Source organism: Shewanella sp. M16 (assembly GCF_018224605.1).
Taxonomy (GTDB): Bacteria; Pseudomonadota; Gammaproteobacteria; order Enterobacterales; family Shewanellaceae; genus Shewanella; species Shewanella oncorhynchi.
Genome location: NZ_JAGTUL010000055.1, coordinates 1 through 17,810 on the forward strand (window position 1 = coordinate 1; position 17,810 = coordinate 17,810).

Here is a 17,810-nt window from a genome sequence, read left to right on the forward strand (position 1 = left end):
ATAAGGAATAAGGCCTATAGCGCCTTATTCCTCCTGCTTCAGAGCTACAAATTAAGCCTAAAATTTAGTCATTTAAATAATAGGTTAGTGTGGAAACGATGCGAATTTGTTTAATGTAAGGCGTGCTGCTGTCGCGGTCTGAAATAGTGAACTGGCCTTGACTCGCACTTTTAATTTTTCCGAGGCGAGAATCCGAATCCTTAGCAAATTTTTCAGCCACTTCGCGGGCATTTTGAGTCGCTTCTTGCACCATGATAGGTTTGACTGAGTTGAGATCGGTAAACAGAAACTCAGTGCGATTATCATAATCTTGGCTAGCGATCGCTATACCTTCTTTTACTAAGTTAATCATTTGCTTACGGGTGTTCAGCATGAGATCAATTTGTGGGGTATAAACTGATAGGTTCACTTTTGCCGAGTAACGGTATCTGACGTTGGGATCGACATAACCTTGGGCTTGGCGATCTTCAATTGAAGGCAAAGAGACAGTAATTTCGCTGTCGCTAAAGCCTTGTTCCTTTAAAAACGCCACAACACGATCGGTTTTTTGCTGAACCGTCTCGTAGAGTTTAGGCAGATTGTTATCGACCTCAGTGAAATTGATTGGCCAAATTGCCACATTGGCTTTGACTTCTTTTTCCGCTAAGCCCTTTACCGTGACAGTGCGTTCCATGGCTTTCATTTGCAATAGTGCTGAGCTTGCTGTCTGGCCTACATAAACAAGTCCAGCGCAAAGGAAACCACCTAACAGCAGGGCAGGAAGGATGTTACTTTTTTCCATAAAAAGAATCTCTTGATTAGATGAACTCAGTCTACGATACCGAATAAACCTCAGTCATGCACTGGGTTTATTCGGAATAGATGCCGCTTAAGGCAGAGGAGATTATGTTGAGAGATGAGTTTTGAAATATCGGTTTAAAGCATTTTATTTTTCAGGAGGGATGGCGCTTGGCTGCCATAATTCGACTTTATTGCCATCAGGGTCAATAAACCAGCCAAAGCGGCCAAATTCTGAATTTTCAATACCACCAATCGGTTGACCGCCACCTTGCTCTACTTGTACGAGGGCTTGCTCTAAGTCGTCAACGACAAAGTTGAACATAAACCCTTTATCTGAGGGGGCGAAATAGTCCGTGCTATGGGCGAAAGGGGTCCAAACATGGTAGCCAAGAGTTGATTTATCTGTGTGATAAAACGCGGCGCCTCCCCAGTTTTCAATAGGGACTTGAAGATGGGTTTTGTACCAAGTTGCCAAGGCAACGGGATCGACACTTTTAAAGAAAATTCCACCGAGTCCAATGACTTTAGCCATAGCCGTAGCTGCGTTTACAGGAGTATGAATTAACTTTAGGCAATAAATGCTTAAGATACAAAAAAGCCGCAAAAAATGCGGCTTTTGGGGAAGCGTTTAGCTTAGAACTGGTAGCTGTATTGAACTGAGTAGTACATACCACTTGATTCAGTAATAGCATTAACAGGGCCTGCGATTGCGCTGTTTTCGATCAGGTGAACTTCTTCACCTTTAATATAAGCGATACCAAAGTCAACAGTGTTTTGTAGGTTGATATGGTAGCTCATACCCGCTGTATACCAGTTACGGTCAGAGTCTGGGAATGAAATTGAGCTAATTTCGTCCACAACGCCTTGGTCATGCATGTAACCCGCGCGCACTGTAAATTGCTCATTGATAGTATAAGTGCCACCTAGGCTGAATAACCATGAATCTTTCCATTGGTATTCTTTCAGCGCAACATCGCCAGCTTGCAGTTGAGTACCTGCACCCGCTTGACCAGGAATAATAGTGGCTACGCCATCTTTAGCCGTGATTTGTTCAAAGTTGCTCCACTGGGTGTACTGCGCAGTGTAGTGCACTGCAAACTTAGGTGTGAGCTGATGGAAACCAGCAACTTGGAAAATATCCGCAAGGGGTACGTCTAAGCTGTCAAAGCTTGTCGCTAGTGCTGTTTTTGAACCTAAACCAACGGCAGATAGATCTTTAGTGCTGATCGTGTTGATATCACCTTTAACATTCACTGTTGGGCTGAAGCGGTAACTGATACCGAAACGATTGTCTTTATCTAACTCAATTGTGGCACCCACAATACCACCAAATGCCCAACCGTCAGCGTCGACGTCAACTAGAGGTGTCGCGCCCATGTTACGGGTTAAACGGCCTTCACCGTAAATGGCATCAATACCAGCACCGATACTGAACATGTCATTAATACGGTATGAAAGGCTGGTGTTAAAGTTAACCGTTGTTACTTCTGTTTCGCCAAGCAGATCATAAGGTGCTGGTGAGCCTGCTGGTAAACTCTTTGAAAGTGAGCTGGCATCGGTACCGGTACCAAAGTTAGAGAAAGCGGCAAAACCTACGGCGAACTTATCGTCGATGGGGTGGATGTAGAAAATATTAGGGATAATTTTAGAGCTACCCGCGTCATCGATGCTGCCTAAGTCAACGGCACCACCGGCAAAGTTAACGTCTTTAACATCAACAGTAATATCGGCATAAGTTAAGCCGAAGGAGATCGCATCTTTATCGAATAATGCCATAGCAGCAGGGTTACGTGATAACACAGAAGCGTTATCGGCAATAACCGCATCACCCGCAAATGCACGGCCCATACCCGTTGCTGATTGGCTGTTTAGTTGAAAACCTGAAGCTAAGGTTTGTGTGCTTGCTAATGCGACAGAAACGGCAATGAGTGTCTTGTTGAATGTTTTCATTATTATTCTCTCTATTTTTTATAAGTATTGGATTTTTATTCGGTCCTAGTCCGCCGAAAGTATTTAAATCCATTTATTAGTCTCCGGCATCTTATGGATTCAATGTACCCTCAACAAGTCCGACCAGAAGTGAAATATGTTAATTTTCAGTTAATTAAAAGTCTTTAAAACAAGAGTGATACTTTAGTATGCTTGAATGGTCTGGCCAGATGCTTGATATGAAGGGCTTTGGGTGCTGCTATGGGTTTCAATTGAAGTTAACGGTTTGTAATGGTGTGTAGGGTATTTAAAAGGATACAAAATGTAAAAAGCGCACACTTGTGCGCTTTTAAACATATGGAAGCATATCTAGATTAGAGTGCAGACTTAAATTGTTCGAACTCTGTCGTTACTTTTTCACTTGGAGCAGAGAATTTACTGACTAAAATACCCGCAATAGTCGCGAATATAAACCCAGGAAGGATTTCGTATACTTCAAAAATGCCACCAGTGAGTTGCTTCCAAATCACCACGGTTAATGCACCGACAATAATAGTGGCGATAGCGCCATTACGGCTATATTGCTTCCAAAACAGGGATAACAAGACTACGGGACCAAAGGCCGCACCAAAGCCAGCCCAAGCATAACTTACTAGGCTGAGCACGCTACTTTCAGGATTGAGGGCAATCACACCTGCAATCACAGCGATAGCGAGTACGCCTAAACGACCTACCATCATTAGCTCGCGATCATCGGCCTTTGGGCGCAACCATTTACGGTAGAAATCTTCGGTGATGACACTTGAGCAGACTAAGAGCTGTGAGTCGATAGTACTCATGATTGCCGATAAAATAGCGGCGATTAATAGTCCACCAATCCATGGGTTAAACGCTGCTTGAGCTAAATGGATAAATACCGTTTCAGAATTGGCTAATGGCTCTTTGGCGAAATAGAGCGAGCCTGCGATACCTGTGGCTAACGCGCCAATGAGAGATAACACCATCCAGCTCATGGCAATACGGCGTGACAAGGGCAGGGCATCGGCACTGCCTATCGCCATAAAACGCGACAAAATATGTGGCTGACCAAAATAACCTAGGCCCCATGCGAGCAAAGATAACATGCCGATGGCAGTGGTTTTGTCATTGACTAATGCCAACATCGCGGGATCGATCGTTTCAATACCTGCATGGCTTTCGGGGTGAGCGAAAACGGCGAAAGGGACAATCAATAGGGCGATGAGCATTAAACTGCCTTGGAAAAAGTCAGTCCAACACACGGCAAAGAAACCGCCAATAAAGGTGTAACCGACTATGATGGCCGAGCCAATCACTAGGGCTGCGGTGTAATCAAGCCCAAAGACTTTCTCAAACAAAATCGCGCCACCGACCATGCCAGAGGAGGCATAGAAAGTAAAAAACACCAGAATAGTGATTGCGGAAACGAGCTTGAGATAGCCTTGGGTATCGTGGAAACGTTTCTCGAAAAAATCCGGTAAAGTGAGGGCGTTATCGGCGAGTTGGGTATAAATGCGCAGTCGTTTGGCAACAAATAACCAGTTTAGCCAAGCACCAATAATTAATCCTACGCCAATCCAGGCTGCACCTAAGCCGCTTAAGTAAACTGCGCCGGGTAATCCCAGTAACAGCCAACCTGACATGTCAGATGCACCCACGCTGAGTGCGGTCACTGCGGGGCCCATTTTGCGGCCACCTAAAATATAATCATCAACAGTATCGGTAGCACGGTAAGCCCAAAAACCTATGCCCATCATCAATACTAAGTAACCAACAAATGTGATTAAAATCGGGGTTTCAATCGTCATCTTGCCTTTTCCCATCTTTTTATTATTAAAAGTGGCAAGCATGCTACCAGATGTTTGAACGTGCGCCCATTAGCAGATGTAAGTGTGATTGAAATCTAACCTCCGATAACATGAAAATATCGGAGATTGATTTTTAAATGCAATTTATAACAATAGCTTAAATAAATATATTCTTGATTTCGTCTTTTATATAGCTAAGGTCAGCTTGATCCTCACCTATGAGCAAAATAAATGCATCGGGCGTTTCAAAGCCCATTCCTTGATATTTACCGTCGGCGAAGGTTTTATCCAACACCATACGTTTCTCGAGTGGCACGATAAAAAGCGTCACCTTACTTTGTTCGCCCTGAAGTACTAAGTGCAGGCTTTTTACCCCTTGAAAATCGCAATAAGAGGTGTAATACACTTTGCCCGGTTGTTGGGTAAATTTGGCATTGCCAAAGTCTTTTATCGACGCAAGCTGGGCATTGACTTGCCTAAAATTGACATTTTGATCGACATGCAAGGCAATATCTTCATGGTAGACATGGGCCAGTGCATGTTCAGCTAAATCAATAGGCCCTAAGCGTAATAGGCTGAAGCTGATCCCTACCACAAACGCGACCGAGGCTGCCATGGCCACTAAAAAAAACGTTTGCCGGCGCTGTTTATGGTGCTGTTGTAACTGCTGACGCAAAATGAGTTTGTCGGCGAGATCCCCAGCCACATCCACTTTCAATGCGTTGCTCAGTTTGGCATCAAGGTTTTTAAGCTCATTGATTAGGGCTTGGTTTTCTGGCTTGGCATTGATCTGCGCCAGAAAGTCAGCATCTTGATTATGAGGATCTTCATAAGCTTGACGTCTAAATTTAAGCTCATCCATTGGATTGACCTCTCACATCATTCTTCTCAAGTAATTCTTTCAATTGGCTCCTCGCCCGAAATAAACGCGTCATTACGGTGTTGCGATTGAGCTCCATCAGCTCGGCGATTTCATCGCCGCTAAAGCCACCAATGAGCTGGAGTAAGAGTGGTTCGCGGTATTCGATATCCAGCTTGCCAATTTGTCGACGGATCAGATATTGCTCGGTCTGCTCTTCACTGCTATTGGAGATATTGTCTTCCAATGTATCTTGCTCAACGTCGGAATAATCGAACTGTTTACGCTCGAAACGCCGCGCATTTTCACGCCTAAGAATCGTGATCAGCCAAGCTTTCGCCGCTTTATCATCCTTGAGGGAATCCAAAGAGCGCCACGCCCGCAAGAAGGTTTCTTGGGTAATGTCTTCAGCCACGTGCTTATCGCCGGATAACCAGTAGGCGTAGCGGAAGATGTCTGCATGTAGCGCCTTGACTAGGCTGTTGTATCGTCGTTGTTTACTTAGCATGTCAGAAGAGACCGCGGGCTCGACGGATTTCTTACGCCAGTTAGCAAACATTTTTATTTTTTCGGCTTGTTGGCTGAATGTTTAGCATAGTTGAGCTCGCTTCTCTCTCATTAAATCCTTAATTTACTTAGGATTCAGTGGGCTTAATGGCGCTGATTTAGGTGCGGAATGTTTATGCTCACAAGCCTTAACCGCGTTAAGTAAGGCGGTACATTCGGCGCTTAAGTGGCTATTTGTATTGTTAGAATTCGCACTGCTCGTATTAGCACTGTCAGTATGGTGGCTCTTATCGGCCTTCGCACTGTAGGCTTTGATTTGCAGTTGCTGTATCGCTGCTGCCAGTTGCGGTGACTGCTCGGCAATCTTATCTAATGTCATAGGCGTTTGCTGTAACTCACTGAAATATCGCTGCAATTGCAACATTATGCGGCTCACATCGCCACTGGCGCAGGCTTGCTCTAATCCTTTCAAGCCGGAGGCAGTCACTGATTGTGCTGAACTGATTGAAGAGTTTACTGCAATTGGGGCAGTCGTTTGATTTTTTAAGGCGCGGCGCCAAGCGACTAAGGTGATAATCCAAGCGACTAGAGTGACCAACCATAGCGCAGCAAAAACAGTGGTTAGCCAAGACCAGCCCTTATCGGCCGCGGAGTTGGTTTCCCATGTTGGTTGAGCTGGCGTATCACTGACAGCACCACCTTCAACGATTATGGTACGTGCGGGCAGCGTTGCAGTTTCTTGACGTTTAAGGCGCGGATTCCACCAAGGCACTTTGATTTCGGGCAAGGTAAAGGTGCCCGCTTTGCTGGGAACGATTGCCGAAGTAATACTGTACTGCGAAACAATTTGTGCATCGCGCACAAAGGTCTGCCGCTGGGGTTTTTCTGGGTATGACTTGAGTTCATCGGGCAGAGTTTGCACTATATCAGGCAGACTATTTTCATCGGCATTGGAAGCCAACAGCGTAATAGTGCGGGTGATAGGGCTACCGACGGTAAACTTTTTAATATCCTCAGGGAAGTTTTCTTTTAGCGCCACTAAATCGGCAACCAGCCATTGGCCTTGGAAACTTGTTGGTGCGGGATTCACTTGAACTGTCAGTGAGGGCGCGCCTGCTTGCATTGGGCGGCTTTCATTAAAGCCAAACATACCGCCGCGGCGTTGGGCTTCTACCAGCACATCGCCAGCAAAGGTTGCACCTTTGATATTCACTTGGCCGGGCAAATCGGGAATGATGCCATAGGTGCGTTCAATCACGCGGTAACGTCGGCCATCGACTATCTCTGAACCATCCCTATCTTCACCGATTTGTTTGATCTGTGCGCCTTCGATCACAGGTGCACTCAATACGCCCCTTTGTAATTCTACCGCCAGATAGAGTTTCACCTTGTAGGTAATGAGCTGGCCAACATAGGCTTCGTCGGTCGAGACTTTGGCGTCAATGAACAGATTGTTCATTTGCGCGGGCTGGCTACCGGTTTCGACCACTTTGAGAGGAATAGGCGATGAGCTGACGCCGTCAATACTAAAGGCCGGAATGGTTAACTGACCTTGTTGTTTTGGCGCGAGCAGCACTTGCCAGCGGGTTTCTTTGACTGCATCGAAGTTCATGATTTGCGTGCTGCGACTCACGCTAGTACGGCCGACAATAAAATCTTTCAGTAGGGCGGATGTGTCAAGCTTTCCGGTATCGACTTCGTCATCGACACTGATGTTGAGCACAAAGTATTCGCCCTCCATCACAGGGTTGCGATCGACCGAGGCCTCAATTTTGCTAAGTGCAAAGGCGGGATGAGCCACTCCGATGGCAAGGAGTAGCAGGATAAAAAATTGTCTCGTCACCACTGTTCGTTATCCTTTGATATTTGGCCATTTTGACGGCGTTTTTGATATTCCAACTGCATCTTGTTGCGCAGTAACACTTGCGGGTCTTCACTCACGCCCCTCAGTGCTCGCTGCATTTCTGCGGGCAGTGGCTCGCTATTGGTTGGCGGTGCCTCTACCGATTCACTCATAGCAGCCTCTTGTTTATCTTGCGCATTTTGCTCAGGAGCTTCTTTGGCAGCAACGCTTTGCTTTTCTTGCTCAGCTGACTTTTGCTCTTCAGCATCGGCTTTAGCCTGCGCTTGCATCTTAGCTTCATTGTCTGCAGGTGAATTGTCTACAGGCTCATTTTCCTGCGCATCCTGCTCGCCATTTTGCTGCTTGGCTTCATCCTGCTGATCCTGAGCATTGCCATTTTGCTTATCTTGCTCAGACTGTTGCTCATCCGTTTTTTGCTGCTCAGGGCTTGGATCCGCGTCGGCATCGTCCTGTTGATCCTGAGGCTCTTGTCCCGCTTGATCTTGTTTATTTTTCTGAGCGCTATCTTGGTCAGATTGCTGTTTATCCTGCGATTTTTGGTCACCGGATTGTTGGTCGCCAGACTGCTGATCACCTGATTTGGGATCACCGGACTGCTGATCCCCTTGTTGATCTTGGTTCTTATCCTGTTGCTCGTTTTTACCTTGTTGTTGCTGTTCTTTTAATAACTTTTCAGCCAGTTCAAGGTTGGCCTTGGCCGCAGGGAAATCAGCTTGTTTCTCAAGCGCGGCTTGATAGCGCTCCTTGGCCTTATCGGGTTTACCGAGTTGCATCAACGCATTGCCTTGATTGTAGAGGCCATGGGCTGAACTATCTTGCTCGAAGGTTTTCAGTGCTTGCGCAAAATCACCAGCTTTATATTGGGCGCTGCCACGCCATTGGGGCGACTCAAACTGCTTAGCGGCGTTTGCGTAATCTTGGGATTGATAGGCCTGCATCGCTTGTTGATCTGTGGTTTTCCACACATTGTCCCACACACTGGCATGGGCTGGCTGAGGCACAGCCGCGAGCAGTAAGCTGCCAGCAAGAGTGACAAATCCAACACTGGCCACGATTCCTTGTCTAAAGCTGAAAAGGGCGGGTAGCAGTAATAATAAGGCGAGGTAAGGACCGAGATCCTGCCAAGTTTCACCATCAAGACCTGTGGCTTTCGCATCGCCAGCATCGCTTAACCATTGCTGTAATTGGGCGAGATCATTACCGTCGGTGCGATTCTGGATCAGAACGCCTTTGTTATTCACGGCCAGTTTTTGCAGCAGAGCGAAATCAGTGCTGGCCACAACGACTTCGTTGCTACTGTCGCGTTGTAATTGTCCATCGGGTAGACGGATTGGCGCACCTTGGCTGGTGCCAAAAGCGACGACGGCGAGGCGATATTGGGTGCCATTTAATGCCGAGTTAGCCTCATCAAACTGGGCTGTTGTGATGCCATCTGTCATCACGATAATATCACCGCGAATATGGCCACCCTGAGCCAGTAGCGTTTTGGCTTGGTTCAAGCCTGCCGCTAAGTTTGAACCACGAACGGGCATGATCTCAGGACTTAACGTCGGCAGTAAATTGAGTAATGTGCCGGTATCACGGGTTAATGGGCTGATAGTAAAGGCATCGCCTGCAAAGGCGACTAAACCTGTTTCACCTTCTTTGAGATTACGCAGGAGATCCGTTGCCCTAAATTTGGCTTGGGTTAAACGGTTCGGCGCAAGATCGGTAGCGAACATAGACACAGACATGTCCATCACGAGTACGCGGCCTTGCTCGGCGGCAAACACAGGTAAGGATTGTTTATTAACGGCAGGTCCGGCGAGTGCCAAGGTCGCAATCAACCAAGTGAAGGCTAATAAATGCAACGGACGGCGGGATTTCTTATTGCCTTGGGTGACCAATATCTTGGCTAAGTGCGGCGCAATATAACGATTCCAAGCGCTGTGGCTCTCGTGTTGCCGCCATAAACTCAACAAGGCTAAGGCTAGCGGCACTAGGGCGAGTAGCCATTCGGGACGAATAAAATGTAGGCTCATTATTTGATGTTCCCCTGTGAAGTGGTTGCGACAGAGGGTTTAACGCGGCGCGCTGCAAAGAGTGGCAATTGACCTAAGGCAATCCACAGACTCGTCAGTAATGCCAGTGCCAGCGGCCAATAGAACAGATCTGCCTGCGGACGATAGCTTAACTGGTCGCGACTCACAGGTTCGAGTTTATCGATTTCTTGGTAAATCTGGTCTAGCTCTTGGCTGTTACGGGCGCGAAAATAACGGCCGTGGGTGACGTCGGCGATATGCTTAAGTTGGTTTTCATCCAGATCCATCGAAGGATTAACCCGCTCGCGGCCAAAGAGTGTGCGGCGCTCCATTACATCTGCGCCCACACCAACCGTATAAATAGTAACTTTACGATTAGCGGCAATTTGCGCTGCTTGCTCTGGTTCGATATTGCCAGCGTTGTTAGAGCCGTCGGTCAATAAAATCAATACTCTATTACTCTCGTCCATTTTATCGAAGCGTTTTACCGCTAGAGCGATAGCTTCACCTATGGCGGTTTGCTTACCGACTAAGCCAATTTGTGCTTCTTTTAAAAATTGCGCCACTGAACGTCTGTCTTGGGTCAGCGGCGCCTGTAAATAGGCGTGATCGGCAAAGAGGATCAAGCCGATACGATCACCCTTGCGGCGCTCGATAAAGTCACTGACGACGTGCTGAATTAAAGTGAAACGATCAACGGTTTTGCCATTCACCACCATGTCTTCAATCTGCATACTGCCGGATAAATCCACCGCCATCATCAAATCACGGCCTTGGCTTGGCAGTTCGATAGGTTCACCAAGCCATTGAGGACGAGCAATAGCGAGCACTAACAGGCACCACATCAGCCAGTAGCGTTTGCGGCTCTGACGCGTATTGGCCGTTAAGCTTTGTTTACCCGTTTGGCTTATTCCGGGTAATTGCAGCCGGCCACCATCCACTTGTACTGTGTGTTGGCGCCAAAAAATCAAAGGTAAAGGCAATAATATCAATAGCCAAGGCCATGCAATTGTTAACATTGTGCCTCCGGTTTTTCAGTGTCAGTTTGCTGGATTGGCGCTTGGCTTTTAGCTTGAGCGTCGCCACTAGCTTGAACGTAGCCCTTAGCTAAAACAAGAGTCGACTCAGGCGCACTCAGTTTTGCTTTCGATGCCAACCAAGCCTGTGTGAGTTGATGCAATTCATTGGCTTCAGCTAAGGTCAATGGCGTTGCCTGATGGCGTTTGGCTAATAAGGGGCCGATATGTTGGCGTTTATGCTCGGGTAAATAGCTGTCTAACCAAGCCGCCCAAGCTTCGCCATCTAAGGAGGCTATTGCTTCTCTGCTGAGGTAACTCATGGCGGTGCGCTTTAATAGGCTGTTGACGTCAGAGGCATAGGACGTCGCTTGTTTATCGAGCTGATTAAGTAACTGTTTAGCGGTTTTTTTCGGCGCTAAGTCACGGGCGCGTTGTCTTAGCCAGATAACTAAGAGTGTGATGAGGGCAATCACAAGTGCTAAAACCAGCCAATAACCGATTGCCCAAGGCCAAGCGCCGATCGGTTCGGGATGAATAATATCCTGCAGTTGTGCAAGAGCCGGGTTTGGCGCCGTAGAAGGCATAGGTACTGTTGCCTGTGGATTTGCTATTTCTGAATTCACTGTTGCTGGATCCATAGTTAACGCAATAATTCCAATTGATGGGCTAGGGGAGCACCCGCATCTATGAGCTGGGTGCGAACGCGCAGTTGCTGCATCATGGCGATAAAATCGTTTTGCTGACGCAACTGAATGTCGAGCCAAGCCTGATAACTGTGGCGGGTAAGCACTAAGTCCTCATCCCCATCCCGTACCGGCAAATTAAAGTTGTGCGGTAACGGCAGTGTGCCTTGACGCAGAGGATCGGTAATAAGATAGGCACCCACATCGCAATGACGCTTAAGCTCGGTGAGAGGCGCGATACATTGGGGACTAAAATGGCTGCCATCTGTCACTATCCAAACTAAGGAGCCGGGTTTGGCGATACGTTGTAATCGCTGACAGGCACGCAGGATATGGTCAGGATCGCGCTGGCCAGTGCCAACATGATTGAGCTGATTTTCGTGCACACGGCGCAGGCCTGAGATCAATTGCAATATGCCCTGACGACGGCTGCGGGGTTTGAGCTCTAAATGCTCAGACTCGCATGCGATCAAGGCGCCGAGCCGATCGCCATGGTTAATCGCATTCCAACCTAAGGTGGTCGCAAGGTGTCCTGCTTGCACCGATTGCAGCAATAAACTCGAACCAAAATAGAGGCTTTGGCTCAAGTCGATTAACAATAAAATAGGGCGCTCACGTTCTTCGACAAATAACTTAGTGTGAGTTGTGCCTGTACGAGCGGTAACGCGCCAATCAATGGTGCGCACATCGTCGCCCTGTTGGTAGTGGCGCACCTCGGCAAACTCCATACCGCGGCCTTTGATTAAGCTGCTGCGATGGCCCGCTAAATTAGCGCGGGCACGGCTATAACGCTCAGGCATAGCACGGGCGATATTTTGGCACGCCAGCAGCTCTTGCTCGGTTAAATGCAAGCCATCGGCAAAAAGCGGCAAGCCATCGACTGAGGCTGAGAGTCGCGCTGTGTCACTCATCTTATTTCACCTTTATCTTCACCGTTAAGGTACTGCAACTTGACTTAAGATGTGGTTGATCACGTGATCGCGGCTGACACCTTCGGCCTGTGCTTGGTAGCTAAGTAGGAGTCTATGGCGTAATACATTTGGCGCGACGGCTTGAATGTCTTCCGGTGAAACAAAGTCTCGCTCGTGCAGCCAAGCACGGGCGCGGGCGCAGCGTTCTAATGAAATGGTTGCGCGCGGGCTGACGCCGTACTCAAGCCACTTAGCTAAGTCTTCGCTGTAACGTAAAGGCTCACGGGTCGCCATCACGATTTCGACTATGTACTTTTCGAGCGGCTCGGCGAGATAGATTTCCATGGCTTCGTCACGGGCGGCAAACACATCTGCTTGTGCAATCGGCTCAGTGGTTGGCAATTCGTGGGTCAGCGCTTCTTTGCGGGATTGACGCAGAATTTCGATTTCAGTCTCGCCGCTCGGGTAATCAAGGTTTAAGTGCATCAGAAAACGGTCAAGCTGTGCTTCGGGCAGCGGATACGTGCCTTCGTTCTCTAATGGATTTTGGGTTGCCATCACTAAAAACAGCGGCGGTAGCTTATAGCTGTGCTTACCAACTGTGACTTGACCTTCGGCCATGGCTTCTAATAAGGCTGACTGAACTTTGGCTGGGGCGCGGTTAATTTCGTCCGCCAAGATTAAATTGTGGAAAATCGGTCCGGCTTCAAATTCGAAGGTGCCGGTTTGCGAGCGATAGATATCTGTGCCAGTTAAGTCGGCGGGCAGTAGATCTGGGGTAAATTGAATGCGGTGAAAATCGCCCTCAACCCCGTCACATAAGGCTTTCACGGCACGGGTCTTTGCCAGTCCCGGAGGTCCTTCAACTAATAAGTGGCCATTGGCAATTAAGGCAATGAGCAGATTTTCGGTCAATACTGGCTGCCCTAAAACAACCTTATTTAGGTAAGTGCGTAATGCGTGGAAGCGACTCAAAGGCATGATGCTACTCGTTTTATTATGTTGAAAATACGTGTGTGGGCTATAGACAACAGCTATGGTAAAGAATTCCCTTAGGGTTTGGCTAGTGTTAAAAAAACAAACAGGTGTTTAAAACTTGCTGACAAGAAGTTAGAATCAGATCACACTTTAATGGTCAGACCTGTTATTGGGCGTTTTTCGCCGTAAAACAATGGGTCAAACACGGAAATCGATAGCGCCGCCTGAAATCTCTCAGCGATTGCGCACATAAAGAGGGTGACAAATGAGTGATAGACAACAGGTTACGAACGCCAAGGGTGAACGTATCGCCATTGTAGCGGGTTTAAGAACGCCCTTTGCAAAGCAAGCCACGGCATTCCACGGCGTATCGGCGCTCGATATGGGCAAAATGGTGGTCAATGAATTATTGGCGCGCTCAGAACTCGATCCTAAGCTGATTGAGCAATTAGTCTATGGACAAGTCGTGCAAATGCCGGCTGCACCTAACATTGCCCGTGAAATCGTACTCGGTACTGGCATGAATGTGTCGACCGATGCCTATAGTGTCACTCGCGCCTGTGCAACTAGCTTTCAATCTGCCGTAAACGTGGCTGAATCTATCATGACGGGTAATATCGAAATCGGTATTGCGGGCGGCGCCGACTCTTCCTCTGTATTGCCTATCGGTGTATCGAAAAAATTAGCCCATGCGTTAGTCGATCTGAATAAAGCCCGTAGCTTTGGGCAAAAGTTACAAATTTTCCGCCGTTTAGGTTTAAAGGATTTATTACCTGTGCCGCCTGCGGTGGCAGAGTACTCAACGGGCTTGTCTATGGGACAAACCGCCGAGCAGATGGCAAAAACCTACAATATTAGTCGCGCCGATCAAGATGCCTTAGCACATCGCTCACATACCTTAGCGAGTGAAACTTGGGCTTCCGGCCATTTGCGTGACGAAGTTATGGTCGCGCATATACCGCCGTATAAGCAGTTTATCGATCGTGATAACAATATCCGCGAAAACTCAGTATTGGAGTCATATGCTAAGTTGCGTCCTGCATTCGACAAACAACATGGTACTGTGACGGCGGCCAATAGTACGCCACTGACTGACGGTGCCTCAGCGATTATCTTGATGAGTGAAGGTCGAGCCAAAGCCTTAGGTTATCAACCTATTGGTTATATTAAGAGTTACGCTTTTAGCGCCATTGATGTGTGGCAAGATATGCTGATGGGACCGTCCTACGCGACGCCACTGGCGTTAAAACGTGCTGGAATGGAATTAGAAGATCTTACTCTGATTGAAATGCACGAAGCCTTTGCTGCGCAGACATTAGCGAACATGCAGATGTTTGCTTCGAAAAAATTTGCCGAAGAAAAACTCGGCCGCAACCGCGCGATTGGCGAAATCGACATGAGCAAGTTTAACGTGCTCGGTGGCTCGCTCGCTTATGGTCATCCTTTTGCGGCAACGGGAACCCGTTTAATCACCCAAGTGTGTCGTGAGCTTAAGCGCCGTGGTGGTGGAACTGGCTTAACGACGGCCTGTGCGGCCGGTGGTTTGGGCGTTGCTATGATAGTGGAAGTGGAGTAATCGGCATGGAAAAGACCTTTAATTTAACCCGCCGCGACGACGGCATTGCCATTTTGACTATGGATGTTCCTGGCGAAACCATGAACACCCTAAAAGCACAGTTTGGCCCTGAAATCAGTGAGATTCTGGCTGAGATTAAAAGCGATCCTCATATTCGTGGACTCGTGCTGATCTCTGGCAAAAAAGATTCTTTCGTTGCGGGCGCGGATATTTCCATGCTCGATGCCTGTAAAACGGCGGCCGATGCCAAAGCCTTATCCCAGCAAGGGCATGTGGTTTTTAATGAGTTAGAAGCCTTAAAAATTCCTGTAGTGGCGGCAATCCACGGTGCCTGTTTAGGTGGTGGTTTAGAGTTAGCCTTAGCCTGCCATCAAAGGGTATGTAGCGACGATGGTAAAACCATGCTCGGCGTACCGGAAGTTCAACTTGGCTTATTACCTGGCGGCGGTGGGACTCAACGTTTGCCTCGTTTAGTCGGTATTACCACCGCCTTAGACATGATGCTGACCGGTAAACAAATCCGTCCTAAACAAGCCTTGAAAATGGGCTTAGTGAATGATGTTGTACCGCAGACCATTTTGCTGCAAACCGCAGTTGAGATGGCGCTTGCTGGTAAACGTGCACCGAAACCTGTTAAAAAGTCACTCGTTAATCAAGTGCTTGAAGGCACGAGCTTTGGCCGTAACATTATTTTCGATCAAGCGACTAAACAAGTCGAAAAGAAAACCCAAGGTAATTATCCAGCACCAGCCAAAATTATTGACTGCGTGCGTCAAGGGATTGCGAAGGGGATGCAAAAAGGGCTAGAAGTCGAAGCGAGTCACTTTGCCGAATTAGTGGTATCAAAAGAATCTGAAGCGCTGCGCAGTATTTTCTTCGCTACCACAGAAATGAAGAAAGAAACCGGCGCTGAGGGTGCTACGCCGCGTAAAGTGAAGAAAGCGGTGATCTTAGGTGGTGGTTTAATGGGCGGAGGCATCGCCTCTGTGACTACCACTAAGGCTAAAATCCCCTTTCGCGTCAAAGACATCAGCGAAAAAGGTTTAAGCAATGCATTAGCCTACGCTTATAAGTTGTTGGATAAAGGGGTAAAGCGCCGCCATATGACGCCTGCTGCCCGTGATAACTTAATGGCACTGATGACTACAACCACTGAGTATAAAGGCGTTAAAGATGCCGACATCGTTGTGGAAGCGGTATTTGAAGACTTAGCGCTTAAGCATCAAATGGTGAAAGACATTGAGCGTGAGTGTGGTGAGCACACTATTTTTGCGTCAAACACCTCATCTTTGCCTATTAGCCAAATCGCCGAGGCGGCGACGCGTCCTGAAAATGTGATTGGTTTGCATTATTTCTCGCCAGTGGAAAAAATGCCGCTGGTGGAAGTGATTGCCCATGCTAAAACGTCACCAGAAACCATTGCGACCACGGTCGCATTTGCCCGTAAGCAAGGTAAAACACCGATAGTGGTGCAGGATGGTGCGGGTTTCTACGTGAACCGTATTCTGGCGCTGTATATGAACGAGGCTGCGCAATTATTACTTGAAGGCCAAAGTGTTGAACATCTGGATAAAGCCTTAGTGAAGTTTGGTTTCCCTGTGGGACCGATTACTTTACTCGACGAAGTGGGTATCGACGTGGGCGCAAAAATTTCACCGATCCTTGAGAAAGAATTGGGTGAACGTTTTAAAGCGCCAGCGGCATTTGACAAGCTTTTAGGTGACGATCGTAAAGGCCGTAAAAATGGCAAAGGTTTCTATCAATACGGCGCATCGAGCAAGAAAGCTAAAGCTGTCGATGAAAGTGTTTATGGCGTGTTAGGCATTAAGCCTGGCACCAATAAAGACGCAAAAGCGGTTGCCGAGCGTTGTGTCGTACAAATGCTCAATGAAGCGGTGCGTTGTTTAGATGATGGTATTATTGCATCGCCAAGAGACGGTGATATTGGCGCCATTTTTGGTATTGGCTTCCCGCCATTCCTCGGTGGCCCATTCCATTATATTGACACTTTAGGCGCCGCGAACTTAGTGAAGATTCTTGAAGGTTATCAAAGTCAATTCGGTAACAGATTCGAACCTTGTGAGCGCTTAAAAACCATGGCGCAAGAAAACGCGCACTTTTTCTAAGTTTCAGTGAATCTAAGTCATAGTTAATCTAGGTCTTAGTTAATCAAAATTGAACAAAAAAGCGGCAGTTTGTTGCCGCTTTTTTTATTGCCACAAGGCATGTTTTTGCCTAAAAAGTGTTCACATTGGGGATGTGGATTTTGTATAATCCGAGCCCTTTATCGAGAGTTCAGTGTTACGTGTTCTGTACTGAGAGCGCAGCGAGGAATGAGTATTGCTCGTTTATGCATAATGCGGAGAACCTTTTATTCTGGCGTTAAAATGGCGTATTTAACATGTGCATCAATCACCAAGACTACGCTAGTAGCATCCGCATTTTAATGAGGAATTAATTTCTCTACATTTATGATTTATTTAGTTGTTTTTAAAGAGGTGGTTTGTGGCTTTGCTGGTTATCTTTATCGCATTAATCTCGGCTTGGTACTTCGGCTTGGCTGCATTTACCGCAGACCTTTCTGTTACGTATTGGGCATTACTGGGTTTTGTGCTCGGGCCTCTGGCTTATCCACTCTTTACGACACACCGCCATTTAGCTTTGAGGAAAATCCGTTGTAGTGAGGAAGGGATATTAAATAGCTAATTTATCAATATTTTATGTAATTTTCATGACTACATGACTACATGACTACATGACTACATGACTACATGACTACATGACTACATGACTACATGACTACATGACTACATGACTACATGACTACATGACTACATGACTACATGACTACATGACT

General features: G+C 47.3%; 15 protein-coding genes. 3 read left to right on the forward strand and 12 right to left on the reverse strand.

The window, feature by feature from the left end; genetic code table 11:
• Nucleotides 1-64 precede the first annotated feature (64 nt).
• The 12 genes from KFE26_RS21720 to KFE26_RS21775 all read right to left on the reverse strand — a co-directional run bounded on the left by KFE26_RS21720 (nt 65) and on the right by KFE26_RS21775 (nt 13,380).
• Nucleotides 65-781 (reverse strand): SIMPL domain-containing protein, encoded by a 717-nt coding sequence (locus KFE26_RS21720; protein WP_028761062.1) that lies wholly within the window; start codon nt 779-781, stop codon nt 65-67.
• A 144-nt stretch (nt 782-925) separates the two neighbouring features.
• Complete coding sequence (locus tag KFE26_RS21725; RefSeq protein WP_131525289.1) at nt 926-1,312, reverse strand: VOC family protein; 387 nt, start codon at nt 1,310-1,312, stop codon at nt 926-928.
• A gap of 101 nt (nt 1,313-1,413) precedes the next feature.
• The gene (locus KFE26_RS21730) at nt 1,414-2,730 is read right to left on the reverse strand and encodes an OmpP1/FadL family transporter (RefSeq protein ID WP_212601691.1); all 1,317 of its coding nucleotides are present in this window, start codon (nt 2,728-2,730) and stop codon (nt 1,414-1,416) included.
• A gap of 353 nt (nt 2,731-3,083) precedes the next feature.
• Complete coding sequence (gene putP / locus KFE26_RS21735; protein ID WP_105253092.1) at nt 3,084-4,535, reverse strand: sodium/proline symporter PutP; 1,452 nt, start codon at nt 4,533-4,535, stop codon at nt 3,084-3,086.
• 157 nt (nt 4,536-4,692) lie between these two features.
• A complete protein-coding gene (locus tag KFE26_RS21740) occupies nt 4,693-5,397 on the reverse strand; it encodes a DUF3379 domain-containing protein (protein WP_212601692.1) in 705 nt (234 codons plus the stop codon).
• On the reverse strand, nt 5,390-5,953 hold the full coding sequence (locus KFE26_RS21745) for a sigma-70 family RNA polymerase sigma factor (RefSeq protein ID WP_168824266.1): 564 nt from the start codon (nt 5,951-5,953) through the stop codon (nt 5,390-5,392). The genes KFE26_RS21740 and KFE26_RS21745 overlap by 8 nt, the downstream gene beginning before the upstream one ends.
• A 72-nt stretch (nt 5,954-6,025) precedes the next feature.
• On the reverse strand, nt 6,026-7,747 hold the full coding sequence (locus KFE26_RS21750) for a BatD family protein (protein WP_212601693.1): 1,722 nt from the start codon (nt 7,745-7,747) through the stop codon (nt 6,026-6,028).
• Nucleotides 7,741-9,786 carry a VWA domain-containing protein gene (locus KFE26_RS21755; RefSeq protein WP_212601694.1) on the reverse strand — a complete coding sequence of 682 codons (2,046 nt, stop codon included), beginning with the start codon at nt 9,784-9,786 and terminating at the stop codon, nt 7,741-7,743. The genes KFE26_RS21750 and KFE26_RS21755 overlap by 7 nt, the downstream gene beginning before the upstream one ends.
• Nucleotides 9,786-10,805: a VWA domain-containing protein gene (locus tag KFE26_RS21760; RefSeq protein ID WP_212601695.1), complete on the reverse strand. Its 1,020-nt coding sequence runs from the start codon at nt 10,803-10,805 to the stop codon at nt 9,786-9,788. The genes KFE26_RS21755 and KFE26_RS21760 overlap by 1 nt, the downstream gene beginning before the upstream one ends.
• Nucleotides 10,799-11,443 carry a DUF4381 domain-containing protein gene (locus tag KFE26_RS21765; protein ID WP_212601696.1) on the reverse strand — a complete coding sequence of 215 codons (645 nt, stop codon included), beginning with the start codon at nt 11,441-11,443 and terminating at the stop codon, nt 10,799-10,801. The genes KFE26_RS21760 and KFE26_RS21765 overlap by 7 nt, the downstream gene beginning before the upstream one ends.
• A gap of 2 nt (nt 11,444-11,445) precedes the next feature.
• Nucleotides 11,446-12,399 carry a DUF58 domain-containing protein gene (locus KFE26_RS21770; RefSeq protein ID WP_198572767.1) on the reverse strand — a complete coding sequence of 318 codons (954 nt, stop codon included), beginning with the start codon at nt 12,397-12,399 and terminating at the stop codon, nt 11,446-11,448.
• A 24-nt stretch (nt 12,400-12,423) separates the two neighbouring features.
• A complete protein-coding gene (locus KFE26_RS21775) occupies nt 12,424-13,380 on the reverse strand; it encodes a MoxR family ATPase (RefSeq protein WP_028761051.1) in 957 nt (318 codons plus the stop codon).
• Nucleotides 13,381-13,642: 262 nt separating this feature from the next.
• Here KFE26_RS21775 and fadI point away from each other — a divergent pair, with 262 nt between their 5' ends.
• From fadI to KFE26_RS21790, 3 genes are all read left to right on the forward strand, one after another.
• A complete protein-coding gene (fadI, locus tag KFE26_RS21780; protein ID WP_014610833.1) occupies nt 13,643-14,953 on the forward strand; it encodes an acetyl-CoA C-acyltransferase FadI in 1,311 nt (436 codons plus the stop codon).
• A 5-nt stretch (nt 14,954-14,958) separates the two neighbouring features.
• Nucleotides 14,959-17,079: a fatty acid oxidation complex subunit alpha FadJ gene (gene fadJ, locus KFE26_RS21785; protein WP_212601697.1), complete on the forward strand. Its 2,121-nt coding sequence runs from the start codon at nt 14,959-14,961 to the stop codon at nt 17,077-17,079.
• A 379-nt stretch (nt 17,080-17,458) separates the two neighbouring features.
• Complete coding sequence (locus KFE26_RS21790) at nt 17,459-17,659, forward strand: hypothetical protein (RefSeq protein WP_212601698.1); 201 nt, start codon at nt 17,459-17,461, stop codon at nt 17,657-17,659.
• Nucleotides 17,660-17,810 lie beyond the last annotated feature (151 nt).